Here is a 16,939-nt window from a genome sequence, read left to right on the forward strand (position 1 = left end):
GTAATAAAAAAAGATTGAAATATTATACGGTTTTTAATTTTTTTTGTTTTCTATCCATTTTCTAGCTTTTACAAAAGCTTCTATCCAAGGGGAAACTTCATCTTTTCTGTTTTCTGGATAATTAGCCCAATTCCAAGGGAAAATAGAACGCTCTATATGTGGCATTGTTACTAAATGTCTTCCTGTTTTATCGCATAACATTGCTGTATTGTAATCAGAGCCATTAGGATTTGATGGGTAATCGTTGTAAGCATATTTAGCAACAATATCATAATTGTTTTCATCTTTTGGAAGGTTAAATTTACCTTCACCATGACTTATCCAAACACCTAAAGTACTTCCTGCTAGTGTTGAAAGCATTACCGAATTATTTTTTTGTACAACTACAGAAGTGAAAGAACTTTCGTGTTTATGAGAGTTATTATGTACCATTTTTCCGTGATTTTCATGCTCTGGATTTATCAGTTCTAACTCCATAAATAATTGACAACCATTACAAATACCTACAGAAAGTGTATCTTCTCTTTCAAAGAAGTTTTTAATCGCTTTGTTAGCTTTGTCGTTATATTTAATTGCTCCAGCCCAACCTTTTGCAGAGCCTAAAACATCACTATTAGAAAAACCTCCAACTGCACCTAAAAATTGAATATCTTCAAGTGTTTCACGACCAGAAATTAAGTCGGTCATGTGTACATCTTTTACATCAAAACCAGCTAAATACATAGCATTAGCCATTTCGCGCTCAGAGTTACTTCCTTTTTCTCTTAAAATAGCAGCTTTTGGACGATCTGCTGATTGATTTTTATTGTAAAAGCTTAATTCGCCAGTAAAATGTTTTGGGAAATAATAGTTTAGCGGTTGTTTTGCGTAGTTTTCAAAACGAGTTTTTGCCAATCCGTTAGCCGTCTGTTTTTGATCTAATAAATATGAAGTTTTGTACCACATGTCTCTTAACCTAGAAACCGTCATTGTATAGACTTCATCATTATTTATAATACTTAAAACATCACTAGTGGTTGGTTTTCCTATGTTGAAAAACTCAATATTAGCATCACTTAAAACAGTTTCTATTGAATTATCAGAAGCTTGGAATACAATTCCTGAATTTTCAGCAAATAATAACTTTAACGTGTCTTTTTCATTTAAAGCAGAAAGATCTAGCTCAGCTCCTAAATTGATATCTGCAAAGCACATTTCTAATAAAGTGGTAATTAATCCTCCAGAAGCAACATCATGACCAGCAACAATTTTTTGGTCTTTTATTAATTGCTGAATAGTGTTAAATACCGTTTTTACATAACCAGCATCTTTAACGTTTGGTGCATCATTTCCTACTTTATTTAAGATTTGAGCAAAACTACTTCCGCCTAATTTAAATTGATCTTGTGATAAGTTGATATAGTATATATCTCCGCCATTTCTTCTTAAAACAGGCTCAATAACATTAGTGATATTATTACAATTTGCTGCAGCAGAAATAATAACTGTACCAGGAGAAATAACCTCTTGGTCAGGATATTTTTGCTTCATTGATAATGAATCTTTTCCTGTTGGAACATTAATCCCTAAATCAATTGCAAATTCTGAAATTGCTTGAACAGCTTCATATAATCTTGCATCTTCACCTTCATTTTTACAAGGCCACATCCAATTTGCAGATAATGAAACCGATTGTAAACCATCTTTTAATGGAGCCCAAACAATATTGGTTAAAGCTTCAGTAATACTATTACGGCTACCAGCAACTGGATTAATTAATCCTGAAATAGGCGAGTGACCTATTGATGTTGCAATACCTTCTTTTCCTTTAAAGTCTAATGCCATTACACCAACATTGTTTAATGGTAATTGTAATGGTCCTGCACATTGTTGTTTAGCAACTTTACCACCAACACAACGGTCTACTTTATTGGTAAGCCAATCTTTACAAGCTACAGCTTCTAACTGTAATACTTGGTCTAAATAATCGTAGATTTTGTCTTTATCGTAAGCGATTTCACTGTAATTAGAAGCTACAGTGTTATCAGTCATTATTGTTTTTGGAGAGCTTCCAAACATATCTTCTAAAGCTAAATCCATTGGTTTGTCACCATTGGTTTTAGATTGAAAAGTAAAACGGTTATCATTTGTTACATCACCAACAGTGTACATTGGTGAGCGTTCACGTTCTGCAATTTTATTTAAGGTTTCAATGTGTTTTTCGGCAATAACTAATCCCATTCGTTCTTGAGATTCGTTACCTATAATTTCTTTAGCAGAAAGTGTTGGATCACCAACAGGTAAGGCATCTAAGTCAATTTTTCCACCGGTATCTTCAACTAATTCGCTTAAACAATTTAAATGTCCACCAGCACCATGATCGTGAATAGAAACTATAAAATTCTCGTCACTTTCTACCATTCCGCGTACAGCATTAGCCGCACGTTTTTGCATTTCTGGGTTAGAACGTTGTACAGCGTTAAGCTCTATTCCTGAAGAAAACTCGCCTGTATCTGCAGAAGAAACTGCAGCTCCACCCATACCGATACGATAATTTTCTCCACCAAGAATTACAATTTTATCACCATTTTTAGGTGTGTCTTTTAAAGCTTGATCTGCTTTACCGTAACCAATTCCGCCAGCTTGCATTATTACTTTATCAAAACCTAAGGCTTTAGCGCCTGTACTGAGCGTAGTCGAAGTGTCTTCTTTATGTTCAAAAGTTAAAACAGATCCGCAGATTAAAGGTTGCCCAAACTTGTTACCAAAATCTGAAGCACCATTACTGGCTTTTATTAAAATATCCATTGGTGTTTGGTATAACCATTTACGTTCTGGAAACGCTTTTTCCCACGGACGATTGTCTTCTAATCTAGAATACGAAGTCATATAAACAGCTGTTCCGGCTAAAGGTAAAGAACCTTTTCCTCCAGCAAGTCTATCTCTAATTTCTCCACCAGATCCTGTTGCAGCACCATTAAAAGGCTCGACAGTAGTAGGGAAGTTGTGTGTTTCTGCTTTAAGCGAAATAACAGATTCATAATCTTTAGTTTGATAAAAATCTGGAACATCTGCACGTTTTGGAGCAAATTGTTCAACTACTGGACCTTTTATAAAAGCAACGTTGTCTTTGTAAGCTGAAACGATATCGTTTGGATTAGTTTCTGAAGTCTTTTTAATTAATTTGAAAAGCGATGTAGGCTTTTCTTCGCCATCAATAACGAATGTACCATTGAAGATTTTATGACGACAATGCTCGCTATTTACTTGAGAAAAACCAAATACTTCAGAGTCTGTTAACGGTCTTCCTATTTTTTTAGAAACGCCTTCTAAATAGTCTACTTCTTCATCGCTTAGAGATAAGCCTTCTTGAGCGTTGTAAGCAGCTATATCTTCTATGTTTTTAATGGTTTCAGGTTGAATGTTTATAGTAAAACTATCTTGATTTAAACCATTAAATTTCTCTGAAATCATAGGATCGTAATCCTTGAAGTCTTGTGTGCAAGATTCAAATTCTTCAATTCTAATAATGCCATCAATACCCATATTTTGAGTAATTTCTACAGCATTGGTACTCCATGGAGTAATCATTGCTGCACGTGGACCAACAAAAAAAGCATCTAAGGATGCTTGTTCTATTTTAGGCTGGTTGCCAAATAACCACGTTAATTTATTGATGGTTTCAGTAGATAATTCTTTTGTTGCTTGAACAGCAAATACTTTACTGTTTTGGTTTCCGAAGAAATGAATCATTATTTCAGGAGTTTTGTGTTGTTTTTAAAGCATCAAATTTACATCTTTTAGTTAGATTATTTTATTAAAAAGTTGTCATTTTTTTTTAGTTATTCACGTGGTTATTAACCATAAAAAAAGCGACATCTTGGTGTCGCTTTTTTTATTTACAAGTTTGATAACTTATTCTCTAATTAATTTTTTTGTAACACTACCATTACTGGTTTCTAGTTTTAGGATGTAAATTCCTTTTTTAAGACTAGATACATTAATTTTTTTGTTGTTTGTAGTTACCGTTCCGCTTAAAATTTTCTTACCTAAAATATCATAGATTTGATAGCTAGTTGTTGATTTTACGTCAGCGTTTAAAGTGTTTCCTTTAATTGGGTTAGGGTAGATTTTGAATATTGACTTCTCAAAATTTGAAGTTGATAAAGTGGTAATAGTGTGCTGTCCTAAATCGTCACAATAATTTTGAGGTTCGGCATAACTATCCCATTCGGATAAACTAAAAGAGGTGTTTGGATTATTAATTGTTTCTTTTCTAATTAAAGTAGTGTTTTCAGCATAAATAGAATTATTTCCTTCTTCACCTATAATATCAATTAAAGTTCCGTTTTTAAATAAACCAATAGCATCATTACCATTAAATCCTGTGATTGTATTATTGGTGTAATCTGCTTCAGATTCGCAACCTAGGGATAGTCCGCTGTTTACAATTACGTATACATCTCCAGCAGCAATTGAAGCACCTGAAGGAAAAGAAACATCACTTCCAAAGCTATTACCGTTTGAGCCTAATCTTAAAGTGTAATTTGCTAATTGTATAGTTGAGTTTGTATAATTAGCAATCTCTAAAGCTTTATTATTGCTGCTTCCTTCTATATATTCAGAAAAGAATAACTCGTTTACTCCTGTTGGAACATTAGTTGTCATTTCACAATCTTGATTACTTGCAACTGAAGTATTTCCTGCTGCATCTAAAGCATAAATTGTAAAACAGTAATTAGTTTCTGAAGCTAATCCAGTAACTGTAAAGCTAGTTACAGCTGTTGCTGTGTTTGTATAGAAAGAGCCATCTACAAAAATATCATAACTTGCTACAGCAACATCGTCTGTAGAGGCAGTCCAAGATAAACCTATTGTAGATGCAGTAGCGTTAGATGCTACTAAATTTGTTGGAGTAGTAGGAGCTGTAGTGTCTGTTGAAGGATTCCAAATCATTGCTACATACTCAGGATGATCTACAAAAGGATTACGATTACTTTGGTGGTTGTAATAGATGTTGTTGTTTCTATCGATTTCTTTTTGAGAAACAGGATCATTTTGATGCCAAGTCATTAAAATATTTAAAAACGGATCGTCAAGTACTTTGTCTGAGCTTCCGTCAAACATAGCATAAGCAGACCAATTAGAAACTTGATCTTCATATCTTGTCACAAAGTAAAAATAGATTCTTGCGATATCTCCTTTAAACTCATCAATTGGTTCAAACACAGTTCCTGTATATCCAGCAGAATACCCACTGTTTAAGTTTCCTCCTAATTTAGAGCCGTTTTGCGTTGGGTTACTAATTCCGCTTTGCGATACTAAACTACTATTGTCAACAACACCAAAAGGGTAATTGCTTCTAAATCCATTGACACGACCATCTGTAGGTAATAAATGGTGTGCATCACTTTGCATTGGTGTATTACTATTAAAAGTAGATTGTGGTATGATGTGTTCTTTATTATAGCAGTCTCCTTCGCCATTATAATTTCCACATTCGTCACCAACAGGTGTGAAATTATATGGATCAGCTCCAGTTGGGTTTTCAGAATAAGGATCTAAAATAGTGTTGCTTCCAACTTCGTAATAATTGTCTAAGTCGTAGTTAGCAATAAAACCGTCCATAGCATTATAACCTTGGTCACTATGTCCGTTAATAATGTTGTGTAATTGTGTTTTTAAAGTGTAACCTGTACCTGTCGCTGTACTGTAATATCCTGCAGGAATTTGAGCAAATCCAGCAGTTGCGACTAGTAAAGCTAAAAGTGTGTAAAAATGTTTCATTTAATTGTTAATTTTGGGGGGAATTTATTTTCTTTTTAATAAAGCCATGTAGAATCCGTCAAAACCAGACTCATGAGCTAATACTTTTTTATCTTTTACAAATGTAAATTCTTTTCCTTCTTCTGATGCTAAGAATTTGTTAACCTGTTCTTGATTTTCTGATGGTAAAATAGAACACGTTGCATACACTAACTGTCCGCCAGATTTTACCATTTTAGAATATGAACTTAAAATTTCAGCTTGCGTATTTTTAATTCGGTCTAAAAATTCGGCTTCTAACTTCCATTTAGCATCTGGATTTCTTCGTAAAACGCCTAAACCAGAACAAGGTGCATCAATTAAAACTCGGTCTGCTTGGTCATGTAATTTTTTAATGACTTTAGTCGAGTCTATGTGTCTTGGTTCAATATTATGTGCACCATTACGTTTTGCACGACGCTTTAATTCTTTCAACTTATTAGCATAAATATCCAAAGCAATAATTTGTCCTTTATTTTGCATGATAGAAGCTAGGTGTAGTGTTTTACCACCAGCACCAGCACAGGTGTCTACTACACGCATACCTGGTTCTACTTGCAAAAAGTCTGCCACTAATTGTGAGGATGCATCTTGTACTTCAAACAAACCATCTTTAAAAGCTTCTGTTGAAAACACATTAGCACGTTCTTTTAAACGTAATGCGTCTGGATAATCTTTTAAAGTTTCGGTTTCTATATCTAAGTCAAAAAGAATATTTTGAAGTTTTTCTTTAGTTGTTTTTAAGGTATTTACTCTTAAAATAACATCTGCTTGCTCGTTTAAAGCTTGGATTTCTTTAGACCACTTAGCTTCTCCAAGTTCTTTTACAGCAATATCATCGATCCAATCTGGAATAGATTCTTTAATTTTTCTGGTTTTAGAAAGCTCGTCAAAACGTCCTTTAATTTTACGAGTTGGCGTGTTTTCAAAATACTTCCAATCGGGTAATTTAATGCCTTTTAAAGTCGCCCAAACAGCAAACATACGCCAAATATCATCTCTACTAAAAGGTTCTTTTACGTTTGCAATTTCAGCATATAAACGCTTCCAACGTACAATGTCGTAGGTCGTTTCGGCTACAAAAGCACGATCACGACTTCCCCAACGTTTGTCTCTTTTTAAAAGTTGTTGTACTACTTTATCTGCATATTGACCTTCGTTAAAAATCTGAAGTAATCCATCCACGGTAGCAAAACATAAGTTTCTGTGTAAGCGCATATTTTAAAATTTATAAGCGTGCAAAGTTACGTTTTATATGTGGATTTTAAATGAATTTGGTTAATATTTAGTTTTGCTTTTCTATTTTTATTAAAAATTATGAATTATGAAAGACCCTTTGTATTTAACAATAGCAGTGATTTTTGTTGTTATTAGCGCTTTTAGTACAAAAAAAAGTAAAAACTTTACTTCTATTGAAATTGAAATTTTAGTAGAAGATTCTACTTTAAATGTTCGAGCTTTAGAAATTGTTGATAAATCAGGTTTTGCTTTTTTAACATCTGATGGTCGATTAGGAGCTTATAGAATAGATTATTCAGGAGAAAAAAAGAGTCAAATTTTTGATGTTTCTAGTGATAGTATCACACCAAATTTTAGGTCTTTAGCTGTTGATAAAAATAAAGGATTTGGCTTGTCTGTTGGTAGTCCAGCATATCTTTATAGGCTACATGCAGAAGCTGAAAAAGTTAAAATTGTCTACCAAGAGAACCACCCAAAAGCCTTTTACGATTCTATGGAATTTTGGAACGACCAAGAAGGTATCGCCATTGGTGATCCAACAGAGGATTGCATGAGTGTGATTATTACCAGAGATGGTGGAGACACTTGGACCAAACTATCTTGTGATGTTTTACCAAAAGCCAATGAAGGTGAAGCTGCATTTGCCGCAAGTGATACCAATATTGCTATAGTAGGAGATATGACTTGGGTAGCAACAGGCGGAAAGTCTAGCCGAATATTATTTTCACCAGATAAAGGAAAAACATGGGACGTTTTTGAGACGCCAATTATACAAGGAAAAGCAACGACAGGAATGTATAGTTTAGATTTTTATGATGAATATCATGGTTTTGCAATTGGTGGTGATTATACAGATGCAGATGCTAACCAAAACAATAAAATAGTGACTAATGATGGTGGAAAAACATGGCAAGTTGTTGCCGATGGTAGTGGGCCAGGTTACCGAAGTTGTGTGCAATATGTGCCAAACAGCAAAGCACTACAATTAATTGCGATAGGTTTTAAAGGTATAGATTACAGTGCAGATGCAGGACAGACATGGAAACATTTAAGCGATGAAGGTTTTTATACGCTACGATTTTTAAATGATAGTACTGCTTACGCCGCAGGAAATGGTCGTATAAGTAAATTGAGTTTTAAATAAAAAAAGCAGCTTTATAGCTGCTTTTTTTATGTTTAGTCTTTTCGCATTTCCCGATGTCTACCTCTAAATTCTTCAATCATTTTACGTTTAAAGGTGCGTTCTGCGTGCATTAATTTTACAATTTTCTTGTAACTAATTACTTTAGAAAGTTTTTCAATAAAAGCTTTTTCGCTTTTTACTTTTGCTTCTTCATTAGCTTGCATTTCTTTTAGTAATGCTTCAGCTTCTGACTCGGAAAGTTTTTCGATATCTAAATCTTTTCTTTTTTTCATTGAAGACTCAAAATGTTTGTGTTTTTCTTCTTCATGAGCATTATAGATTGGCCAAAACGCTTCGGCTTCTTTTTTTGTTAAGTCTAGTTGCTCTGTAATATGAGCTACTTTTAGTGCTTTTAATTTCTCGCTTATTTTTTTCGTGTAACTTTTTTCTTTATCTAATTGAGCAAAGGTGCTTATAGAAACAAATAATAAGATTATAGTAAATATTTTATTTTTCATGTTTTTTGTTTTTATTCGTCTAAAAATTCTTCTAAATCAATATCGTCTAAATAATTGTCTATAGAAATGTCATTATAGTCAATAAAGTCTGTTTGTGATAATTGATCGGTGTTAATTAGATTGCTAATATCGTTAAGTTCAACCTCATTTAAAATGTAGGCTTCAACAGTTTCTGTGTCTAAACTGTCAAAAGTAACTTGTGTTTTAAATGGATTTAAATTGAAAAACAAAACAACCATAGCAGCGATGCTAGCTACAGTAATTAGTGTTTTTTTGTTGAATAACTTAATGACTTTAGGTTGTTGAGTTTTGCTTATAATTTTGTCTTCAATGGTTTCAAAATAATTATCAGGTACTTTAAAGCCAGAGTTTTCGTTGCTATTTTTAAGACTAATTTGAGACATAATTTGGTCTTCAATAGTGTCAAAATACGCATTAGGCGTTTTAAAACCTGATTGTTTGATATTATGTAAGTTTTCTTTTTTCATGTGTTAACATTCATTGTTTTTCAAAGGTCACATGGAACATTATATTATCTTTACGTAATGCGATTAGAAATTTAATTAATGGATGTTTCATTTCAATATTTAGACGCTTTTTTTTAATAAAGGTTTAATCTTGAGTTAAATAGGTTTCAATTTTTTTTACGGCAATATGGTAGGATGCTTTTAAAGCACCTTCGCTGGTTTCTAAAATTTCAGAAATTTCGCTGTATTTTAAATCTTGAAAGTATTTCATATTAAAGACCAGTTGTTGTTTTTCTGGTAATGTTGCTATCGCTTTTTGTAATTTAAGTTGAATTTTTTCACCTTCAAAATACACATCACTTTCTAAATTTTTGATTGCTAAATTATTAGCCTCTTCACTATTTAAATTAAGTCTTTTTGCATTTTTTTTTAGGTGAGTTAAGGCTTCATTAGTTGCAATTCTGTACATCCAAGAGTATAGCTTACTTTCACCTTTAAAATTATCAATACTTCTAAACACTTTTATAAATGTGTTTTGTAAAACATCATCAGCATCATCATGAGATTTTACAATATGTCTAATATGCCAATATAATCGCTCTTTGTAAAGCGAAATAAGCTCTCTAAACGCATGATTTTTATGGTCTTGCGATTGTAATTGTGCTATTAATTGGTTTTCGTTGTTTGGCATATAGCTACTTAGACTATATTTTAGGTTGAAAGTTTAAATTAAAATCTAAAATTTTAAACGTTTTTTATTGTGTTGTATTTCAGTGTGTTAACACTAAAAACATCGATAAAAAGCATTAAAAACACGTTGAAATACAATATTTTTTTGGTTTGTAACTTTTTTTAACTTATTTTTGATTTATCATAATACTTATGTTGTTAGTCGTCCCCAAATCTAACAATGAACAAAAAAAGGATAAACATTAGTTTATCCTTTTTATTTTTTAGCTGTTTTGTTAATCAAAACTCTGCATCTCTACAAGTTTTTTATACATACCATTTTTAGCCAATAACTCTTGATGTGTGCCTTGTTCTACAATTTCACCTTTTTGCATGACTATAATTTGATCTGCATTTTGAATTGTAGATAATCTATGGGCGATGACTATAGATGTTCTGTTTTTCATCATGTTTTCTAAAGCTTCTTGTACTAGTTTTTCACTTTCGGTGTCTAGAGCCGACGTAGCTTCATCTAAAATCATAATTGGCGGATTTTTAAGTACAGCTCTTGCTATGCTTAAACGCTGTTTTTGTCCGCCAGAAAAGTTATTACCAGCATCACCAACATTGGTTTCTATGCCGTTAGGTAATTGGCTAACAAATTCCCAAGCATTTGCAATTTTTAGTGCTTCAATAATCTCATCTTCGGTAGCATCTGGTTTACCTAATAAAATATTATTTTTTATGGTGTCATTAAATAAAATAGAATCTTGAGTTACTAATCCCATTTGATGTCTTAACGATTTTTTAGTGACGTTTTTAATATTGTTTCCATCGATAGAAATTTCACCTTCATTAACATCATAAAATCGAGTGACAAGATTAGCTATCGTACTTTTACCACTACCAGATTGTCCTACTAATGCGACTGTTTTTCCTTTAGGGACTTGAATAGAAAAGTTTTTTAATACGTAGTCTTCATCATATTTAAATGAAATATTTTCTATTGAAATTTTATCATTAAAAGTTTTTATTTCTTTAGCATTAGGAAGATCTGGCATTTGGTCTTCTTCATGTAAAATCTCAAATACACGATCTGCAGCTGCTAAACCATTTTTTACACGATAAGAGGCTTTACTTATCGCTTTTGCAGGTGTTAAAATGGCGTAAGCTAACCCCATAAAAGCAATAAAAGTTTCACCTTCAATAATTTTATCTACTAATACTAATTTACCTCCGTACCACAATAAAATGGCGATTGTTGCTATACCTAAAACCTCACTTACTGGTCCTGCTAAATTATTTTTAAGACCGATTTTGTTTGATAGTTTTAAAATAGTGTCTGCAGAAGTAAAAAATTTATTCCCAAAAATGCTTTCTGCATTATAACCTTTTACAATTTTAAGACCTGTTAAAGACTCTTCTACAGTTGAAATTAACCGACCAGATTCTTGTTGTTGTCTAAGAGAGTTTTTCTTTAAACTTTTACCAATTCTAGAAATTAAAAATCCAGCAATAGGTATAAAACCAAGAACAAATAATGATAATTGCCAACTTATCGTAAACATTATGATTAGCGAGAAAACAATAGTTGCAGGTTCTCTAACAATTAGTTCTAAAAGAATAAAAAACGAATTTTGAACTTCATTTATATCTCCTAAAATACGAGCCATGACATCTCCTTTTTGTCTTTTAGAGTAAAAGCTTACGGGAAGATTGATTATTTTATTAAACATGGTTTTTCTTAAATCGGTTAAAACACCATTTTTAAGATACATCATGTGCTGTGAACCAAAATAACCAAATAAGTTTTTTAGCAAAAAGGTAGAAATTACTAAGGCGATAGCAATAATTAAAGCTAATTGTGGATTACCTTCTTGAATAAAACTACTCATTTTGTAGTTTAACAGTTGTTCACCGTAATCCTTTATTTTAAAGATTCCTTTCCAAACAGGAGCTTTTGTAACTACAGCTGTTTTATCAAATAATACTTTTAGCATTGGTATTAATGATACAAATGCTAATGCACTAAATAGGGCATATAGCAAATTAAAAAACACGTTAAAGATGACGTGCTTTTTAAATTTTTTAATAAAAGGAAGTAATTGATGTATTATCTTTTTCATCTTAATTAAGTTGCATATCGTTTATGATAGCGTCTATTTTTGCTTCCAATTTTTGTTCCGTTGTGATGAAGTCTGACACATTGTCTAAAGCTGTATTTACACTTATGTAAAACTTAATTTTAGGCTCTGTACCACTTGGTCTTAGTGCTATTTTACTACCATCTTCTGTATAGTAAATTAATACGTTAGATTTTGGGATGTCAATAACTTCTGTTGTGTTATTAACAGTGTTTTTAGCTTCAGATAGTTGATAGTCTTCAATACGAACAACTTTAGAACCGTTTACTTTTGTTAAGGGATTTTCTCTGGCATCAATCATCATTTGTTTAATTTCTTGTGCGCCTTCTATACCTTTTTTAGTCATAGATATTAATCGTTCTTTATAAAAAGCGTGTTCTACATATAGATTGATTAATTCTTGATAAAAACTATTACCGTTTGCTTTGGCTTGTGTAGCAATTTCTATAGCCAGAAGGGTAGAGGTAACTGCATCTTTATCGCGTACAAAATCGCCAACCATAAACCCAAAACTTTCTTCACCACCGCCAATAAAGTCAAGATTAGGAAAGTCTTTAATCATTTTTGCAATCCACTTAAATCCTGTTAAGCCAACTTTACATTCAACATTGTAAGCGTTACCTAAAACGGACATCATTGGTGTAGACACTATTGTACTTCCAATAAATTGATTGCCATTAATTTTGTTGTTATTTTTCCATTGTTTTAAAAGAAAATCAGTCATCATTACCATGGTTTGATTTCCGTTTAAAAGTGTCATTTTGTTATCTAAGTCTCTTACAGCAACACCAAGTCTGTCACTATCTGGATCTGTACCAATTACAATATCTGCATTAACTTTTTCGGCTAATTCTAAAGCCATTTTTAACGCTTCTGGTTCTTCTGGGTTAGGCGAAACTACTGTTGGAAAATCTCCGTTTGGTTCGCGTTGTTCTTCAACTATATGAACATTTTTATAACCAGCACGTTTTAAAGTTTCAGGAATGGTTGTGATTGATGTACCGTGTAAAGATGTAAACACAATATTGAAGTTGTCTTTGGCATCTTGACTGGTGTTAAAACTTCCATTTTTAACAGATGCGTTAATAAATACATCATCAACTTCTTGTCCTATGTATTGAATGTTTTCCTCTTTTGCTTCAAAGTTAATTTCTGAATATTCAAGGTTATTTATTTCTTGAATAATTTCGGCATCTTGTGGCGGAACTAATTGTCCTCCATCTTGCCAATATACTTTGTAACCGTTATATTCTGGCGGGTTGTGTGATGCGGTAAGTACAATTCCGCAATGACAATTTAGATGTTTTAAAGTGAAAGAAAGCTCTGGTGTAGGACGCAAATCTTCAAATAAAAACACTTTAATATTATTTGCCGAAAATACATCTGCAACTACTTTTGCTAGTGTTTTACTATTATGTCTACAATCAAAAGCAATAGCTACTTTTAAGTCTTGATTAGGAAAACTTTTATGTAAATAATTGCTTAAGCCTTGTGTGTTTTTTCCGAGTGTATATTTGTTGATACGATTTGTACCAATACCCATAACGCCGCGCATACCACCTGTACCAAATTCTAAATCTTTATAAAAACTTTCCTTTAATTCTTCTGGTTTTAAAGCGATTAAATCTTTTATGTAATCTTGTGTTTTTTTATCGAAAGTTGGTGTTAACCAAGTGTTGACACGTTCTAAAAGTTCTGGGTCAATATATCTCATAACGTAAATAAATTATATACAAAAGTAAGCATTTACAAAATGCTAAAGTTTTTACTCTTTTAAATTTAAAGATTCTTTAATTAAATAGCGTTTTTTGTTTGCGTTTTGACGTAAAATAATTTCTCCTAAAAAACCAGCTATAAAAAACTGAGATCCTAAAATCATTGTTGTAAGTGAAATGTAAAATTGAGGTCGTTGTGTAATTAATCTTCCTGTTGGATTAAAAAATAGCTTATCAATACCTAAATATACAGCAAAACCAAAACCAACAATAAACATAATAACACCTAAAGCACCAAATAAGTGCATAGGTCTTTTTCCAAATCTTGATAAAAACCAAATGGTAATTAAATCTAAAAAACCATTAATAAAGCGATCCATCCCAAATTTTGTTTCGCCATATTTTCTGGCTTGATGCTGTACTACTTTTTCACTAATTTTTGTGAAGCCAGCATTTTTGGCTAGTACAGGTATGTAACGGTGCATTTCGCCATTAACATCTATATTTTTTACAACGTTTTTATTGTAGGCTTTTAATCCGCAATTAAAATCATTTAGATTAACACCAGATGTTTTTCTTGCAGCCCAATTAAAAAGTTTAGAAGGTAAGTTTTTGGTAAATTTATTATCAAAACGTTTCTTTTTCCAACCAGAAACAAGGTCAAATTTTTGTTTAGTAATTAAGTTGTAAAGTTCTGGTATTTCTTCTGGATTGTCTTGTAAATCTGCATCCATAGTGATTATTACATCACCTTTAGCTTGAGCAAAGCCTGCATGTAATGCTTGAGATTTACCAAAGTTTTTTAAAAATCTAATTCCTTTTACATTTTTATCTTGCTCTTTTAAAGTGCAAATGGTTTGCCAGGATTGGTCTGTGCTACCATCGTCTATAAAAAGTATTTCATAAGAAAAACCATTGGATTTCATGACTGATGAAATCCAATGGTGTAACTCTGTTAAAGATTCTTGTTCGTTAAGTAGTGGTATGACTACTGATATATCCATAATTCAACTTGAAAATTATTTCAAATATAGAATTATTATGTGTTATCATCAGATTTTTTCATGATTAATGCAGCAATAAGACCAATAACGCTATAGATTACTAATTGTATAACTAAAGACTGTAATACGCTACCAATACTAAACTGGTTAGGTTGTTCTCGCATTTGTTCTACAGTTTGTATTATAGATTCTTCTGGTGCGTTCCAGTTTCTCATCATTTCGGCAGTATTCTCAATAGTTTTTTCCTTTAAAGTTATAGCAGCATCAGGATCAATAACATTGAAAAGAACTATGGCTACTGCACTAGCTACAATTAATCCTATTAAAATAGTAATGAAATAAGATGTAAAAGCTTCTTTTAAAGAAATGAAACCATTTTGAGCTTTTTTTGCTTTAGAGATAGATACAATACCAAAAACTATAATCGCTAATAGCATTATAATGCCTATCCACCATTTAGTTAATAATTCAATGTTGATCGCATACGAGATTACGTATACAACAGCAATTAAAAGCCCTAAATACAACCCATTATTAGTTGCAATAGATTTAATACTTTTTTCCATAATATTTTGATTTAAGTTAGTATTTGTAAGTTAGTATAATTTTGTGACAAAATGTTACACATAAATTGAAATAAAAATATTTAATAAATTTGTTGCTGAATTGTAAAAAATGCTTAAATTTGCACCTCGAATTTAGTAAAGACACAAAAGCATTAAGCGATGAAAAAAGATATACATCCAGAAAATTATAGATTAGTAGCATTTAAAGACATGTCTAATGATGATGTTTTTATCACAAAATCTACTGCAAATACCAACGAAACTTTAGAAGTTGATGGTGTTGAGTATCCGTTAATCAAAATGGAAATTTCAAGAACATCTCATCCTTTTTACACTGGTAAGACTAAATTAATTGATACTGCTGGACGTATCGATAAATTCAAAAACAAATACGCTAAATTTAAAAAATAAGTTTAGACGCAATCATATACTAAAAGCCTTTCAATATTTTTTGAAAGGCTTTTTTGTTATCTCTAATTAAGCTATTTTTATGCTTTAATCATTAAAAGTTACAATGAATTACATTCTATTTGATGGTCCAGTAAGAAACCAATTACTACCATTTACATATACAAGACCAGTTGCAGATATACGCGTAGGGATTTTGACCATTAGGGAAAAATGGGAACAGTATCTTAAAACTACCACTACAACGGTAACCGAAGATTATTTGTCTGACAAATATCCTATGGTAGAAATGGAAGAAAATATTATGCTTAATGCGGCGTATTTACCAAATCCAGAATTAATAGAATTAGTAACTAGTCTAGAAAAAAATCAAGCAATTTTTAAAGATGAAGATGTTATAGCTTTTTTTACTTCAGAAGCTGAAGAAGATATAGACTTTGACAAATTTGATGCTATCGAATTTGATAACGACATACTAAAAATAGAACATACTTGGGATATTTTTTCTAAAAATGGCGAAGCGATTCAGCAAGATTTTGATTTATTAACTAAAGAACGCACTTCACAGTCAATCCCTTCAAGTAATAACGTAATTGCACCAGAAAATATATTTATAGAAGAAGGTGCTAAACTAGAGTTTACAACGCTTAATGCTAGTTCTGGACCAATTTATATAGGTAAGAATGCCGAAATCATGGAAGGTTCAATTGTTAGAGGTCCTTTAGCATTATGTGATGACGCCACTATTAAATTAGGGGCAAAAATTTATGGTCCTACTACAGTTGGTCCGTTTTCTAAAGTTGGAGGAGAAGTTAATAACAGTGTATTATTTGGATATTCTAATAAAGGACATGATGGATTTTTAGGTAATTCTGTTTTAGGTGAATGGTGCAATCTTGGTGCAGATACCAATAACTCTAACCTAAAAAACAACTACGCAGAAGTAAGACTTTGGGATTACGATACCGAGCGTTTTGCAAGAACAGGACTTCAGTTTTGTGGATTAATGATGGGTGATCATAGTAAATGCGGAATTAATACGATGTTTAATACAGGAACAGTAGTTGGTGTAAATGCTAATATTTTTGGTAGTGGTTTCCCAAGAAATTTTGTACCAAGTTATAGTTGGGGCGGAGCATCGGGCTTTACTACATATCTTACAAAAAAAGCTTTTGAAGTAGCGGAAGTTGTAATGTCTAGACGTAATATAGAGTTTACAGATCAAGATAAAGCTATTTTAGAACACGTTTTTGAAGAGACTAAAAAGTATAGAAAAGATTAATTTTAAAACATAAATTATTA

The 16,939-nt window shown here is 31.9% G+C and carries 13 protein-coding genes; 3 read left to right on the forward strand and 10 right to left on the reverse strand.

Annotated elements, in window-relative coordinates; translation table 11 throughout:
- Positions 1–33: 33 nt before the first annotated feature.
- The 3 genes from purL to WA327_RS08760 form a co-directional block, all read right to left on the reverse strand.
- Entirely contained in the window at positions 34–3,732 is a 3,699-nt protein-coding gene (gene purL / locus WA327_RS08750) for a phosphoribosylformylglycinamidine synthase (RefSeq protein WP_336068733.1), read from the reverse strand.
- Positions 3,733–3,894: 162 nt separating this feature from the next.
- Positions 3,895–5,766: an endonuclease gene (locus WA327_RS08755; protein WP_336068735.1), complete on the reverse strand. Its 1,872-nt coding sequence runs from the start codon at positions 5,764–5,766 to the stop codon at positions 3,895–3,897.
- Between the two features lie 24 nt (positions 5,767–5,790).
- Positions 5,791–7,002 (reverse strand): methyltransferase domain-containing protein, encoded by a 1,212-nt coding sequence (locus WA327_RS08760; protein ID WP_336068738.1) that lies wholly within the window; start codon positions 7,000–7,002, stop codon positions 5,791–5,793.
- A 106-nt stretch (positions 7,003–7,108) separates the two neighbouring features.
- Here WA327_RS08760 and WA327_RS08765 point away from each other — a divergent pair, with 106 nt between their 5' ends.
- Complete coding sequence (locus tag WA327_RS08765) at positions 7,109–8,167, forward strand: oxidoreductase (protein ID WP_336068740.1); 1,059 nt, start codon at positions 7,109–7,111, stop codon at positions 8,165–8,167.
- A gap of 32 nt (positions 8,168–8,199) precedes the next feature.
- Here the strand turns inward: WA327_RS08765 and WA327_RS08770 are convergent, their stop codons facing one another.
- The 7 genes from WA327_RS08770 to WA327_RS08800 all read right to left on the reverse strand — a co-directional run bounded on the left by WA327_RS08770 (position 8,200) and on the right by WA327_RS08800 (position 15,229).
- Positions 8,200–8,664 carry a sensor of ECF-type sigma factor gene (locus tag WA327_RS08770; protein ID WP_336068741.1) on the reverse strand — a complete coding sequence of 155 codons (465 nt, stop codon included), beginning with the start codon at positions 8,662–8,664 and terminating at the stop codon, positions 8,200–8,202.
- Positions 8,665–8,675: 11 nt separating this feature from the next.
- Positions 8,676–9,152, reverse strand: a complete 477-nt coding sequence (locus WA327_RS08775; protein WP_336068743.1) for a hypothetical protein — start codon at positions 9,150–9,152, stop codon at positions 8,676–8,678.
- A gap of 124 nt (positions 9,153–9,276) precedes the next feature.
- Complete coding sequence (locus WA327_RS08780; RefSeq protein WP_336068744.1) at positions 9,277–9,822, reverse strand: RNA polymerase sigma factor; 546 nt, start codon at positions 9,820–9,822, stop codon at positions 9,277–9,279.
- A 274-nt stretch (positions 9,823–10,096) separates the two neighbouring features.
- Complete coding sequence (locus WA327_RS08785) at positions 10,097–11,926, reverse strand: ABC transporter ATP-binding protein (protein WP_336068745.1); 1,830 nt, start codon at positions 11,924–11,926, stop codon at positions 10,097–10,099.
- A gap of 1 nt (position 11,927) precedes the next feature.
- Positions 11,928–13,658 carry a phospho-sugar mutase gene (locus WA327_RS08790; protein ID WP_336068748.1) on the reverse strand — a complete coding sequence of 577 codons (1,731 nt, stop codon included), beginning with the start codon at positions 13,656–13,658 and terminating at the stop codon, positions 11,928–11,930.
- 51 nt (positions 13,659–13,709) lie between these two features.
- Positions 13,710–14,663 carry a glycosyltransferase family 2 protein gene (locus WA327_RS08795; protein WP_336068751.1) on the reverse strand — a complete coding sequence of 318 codons (954 nt, stop codon included), beginning with the start codon at positions 14,661–14,663 and terminating at the stop codon, positions 13,710–13,712.
- Positions 14,664–14,698: 35 nt separating this feature from the next.
- Positions 14,699–15,229, reverse strand: coding sequence for a DUF4199 domain-containing protein (locus tag WA327_RS08800; RefSeq protein ID WP_336068753.1), 531 nt, complete (start codon positions 15,227–15,229; stop codon positions 14,699–14,701).
- A gap of 159 nt (positions 15,230–15,388) precedes the next feature.
- On the opposite strand from WA327_RS08800, the gene WA327_RS08805 reads away from it, so the two are divergent.
- Both WA327_RS08805 and WA327_RS08810 read left to right on the forward strand, forming a co-directional pair.
- The gene (locus WA327_RS08805; protein WP_336068755.1) at positions 15,389–15,640 is read left to right on the forward strand and encodes a type B 50S ribosomal protein L31; all 252 of its coding nucleotides are present in this window, start codon (positions 15,389–15,391) and stop codon (positions 15,638–15,640) included.
- Between the two features lie 103 nt (positions 15,641–15,743).
- Complete coding sequence (locus tag WA327_RS08810) at positions 15,744–16,919, forward strand: GlmU family protein (RefSeq protein ID WP_336068756.1); 1,176 nt, start codon at positions 15,744–15,746, stop codon at positions 16,917–16,919.
- Positions 16,920–16,939: the final 20 nt, after the last annotated feature.

The sequence above is a fragment of the Mesoflavibacter sp. CH_XMU1404-2 genome, assembly GCF_037029465.1.
GTDB lineage: Bacteria > Bacteroidota > Bacteroidia > Flavobacteriales > Flavobacteriaceae > Mesoflavibacter.

Bases quoted from the DNA above. Each gene is read 5' to 3' on its own strand.
- WA327_RS08795 (WP_336068751.1), bottom strand. From the start codon at position 14,663: ATGGATATATCAGTAGTCATACCACTACTTAACGAACAAGAATCTTTA.
- WA327_RS08770 (WP_336068741.1), bottom strand. From the start codon at position 8,664: ATGAAAAATAAAATATTTACTATAATCTTATTATTTGTTTCTATAAGC.
- WA327_RS08805 (WP_336068755.1), top strand. From the start codon at position 15,389: ATGAAAAAAGATATACATCCAGAAAATTATAGATTAGTAGCATTTAAA.
- WA327_RS08755 (WP_336068735.1), bottom strand. From the start codon at position 5,766: ATGAAACATTTTTACACACTTTTAGCTTTACTAGTCGCAACTGCTGGA.
- WA327_RS08775 (WP_336068743.1), bottom strand. From the start codon at position 9,152: ATGAAAAAAGAAAACTTACATAATATCAAACAATCAGGTTTTAAAACG.
- WA327_RS08810 (WP_336068756.1), top strand. From the start codon at position 15,744: ATGAATTACATTCTATTTGATGGTCCAGTAAGAAACCAATTACTACCA.
- WA327_RS08760 (WP_336068738.1), bottom strand. From the start codon at position 7,002: ATGCGCTTACACAGAAACTTATGTTTTGCTACCGTGGATGGATTACTT.
- WA327_RS08780 (WP_336068744.1), bottom strand. From the start codon at position 9,822: ATGCCAAACAACGAAAACCAATTAATAGCACAATTACAATCGCAAGAC.
- WA327_RS08790 (WP_336068748.1), bottom strand. From the start codon at position 13,658: ATGAGATATATTGACCCAGAACTTTTAGAACGTGTCAACACTTGGTTA.
- WA327_RS08785 (WP_336068745.1), bottom strand. From the start codon at position 11,926: ATGAAAAAGATAATACATCAATTACTTCCTTTTATTAAAAAATTTAAA.
- WA327_RS08800 (WP_336068753.1), bottom strand. From the start codon at position 15,229: ATGGAAAAAAGTATTAAATCTATTGCAACTAATAATGGGTTGTATTTA.
- purL (WP_336068733.1), bottom strand. From the start codon at position 3,732: ATGATTCATTTCTTCGGAAACCAAAACAGTAAAGTATTTGCTGTTCAA.
- WA327_RS08765 (WP_336068740.1), top strand. From the start codon at position 7,109: ATGAAAGACCCTTTGTATTTAACAATAGCAGTGATTTTTGTTGTTATT.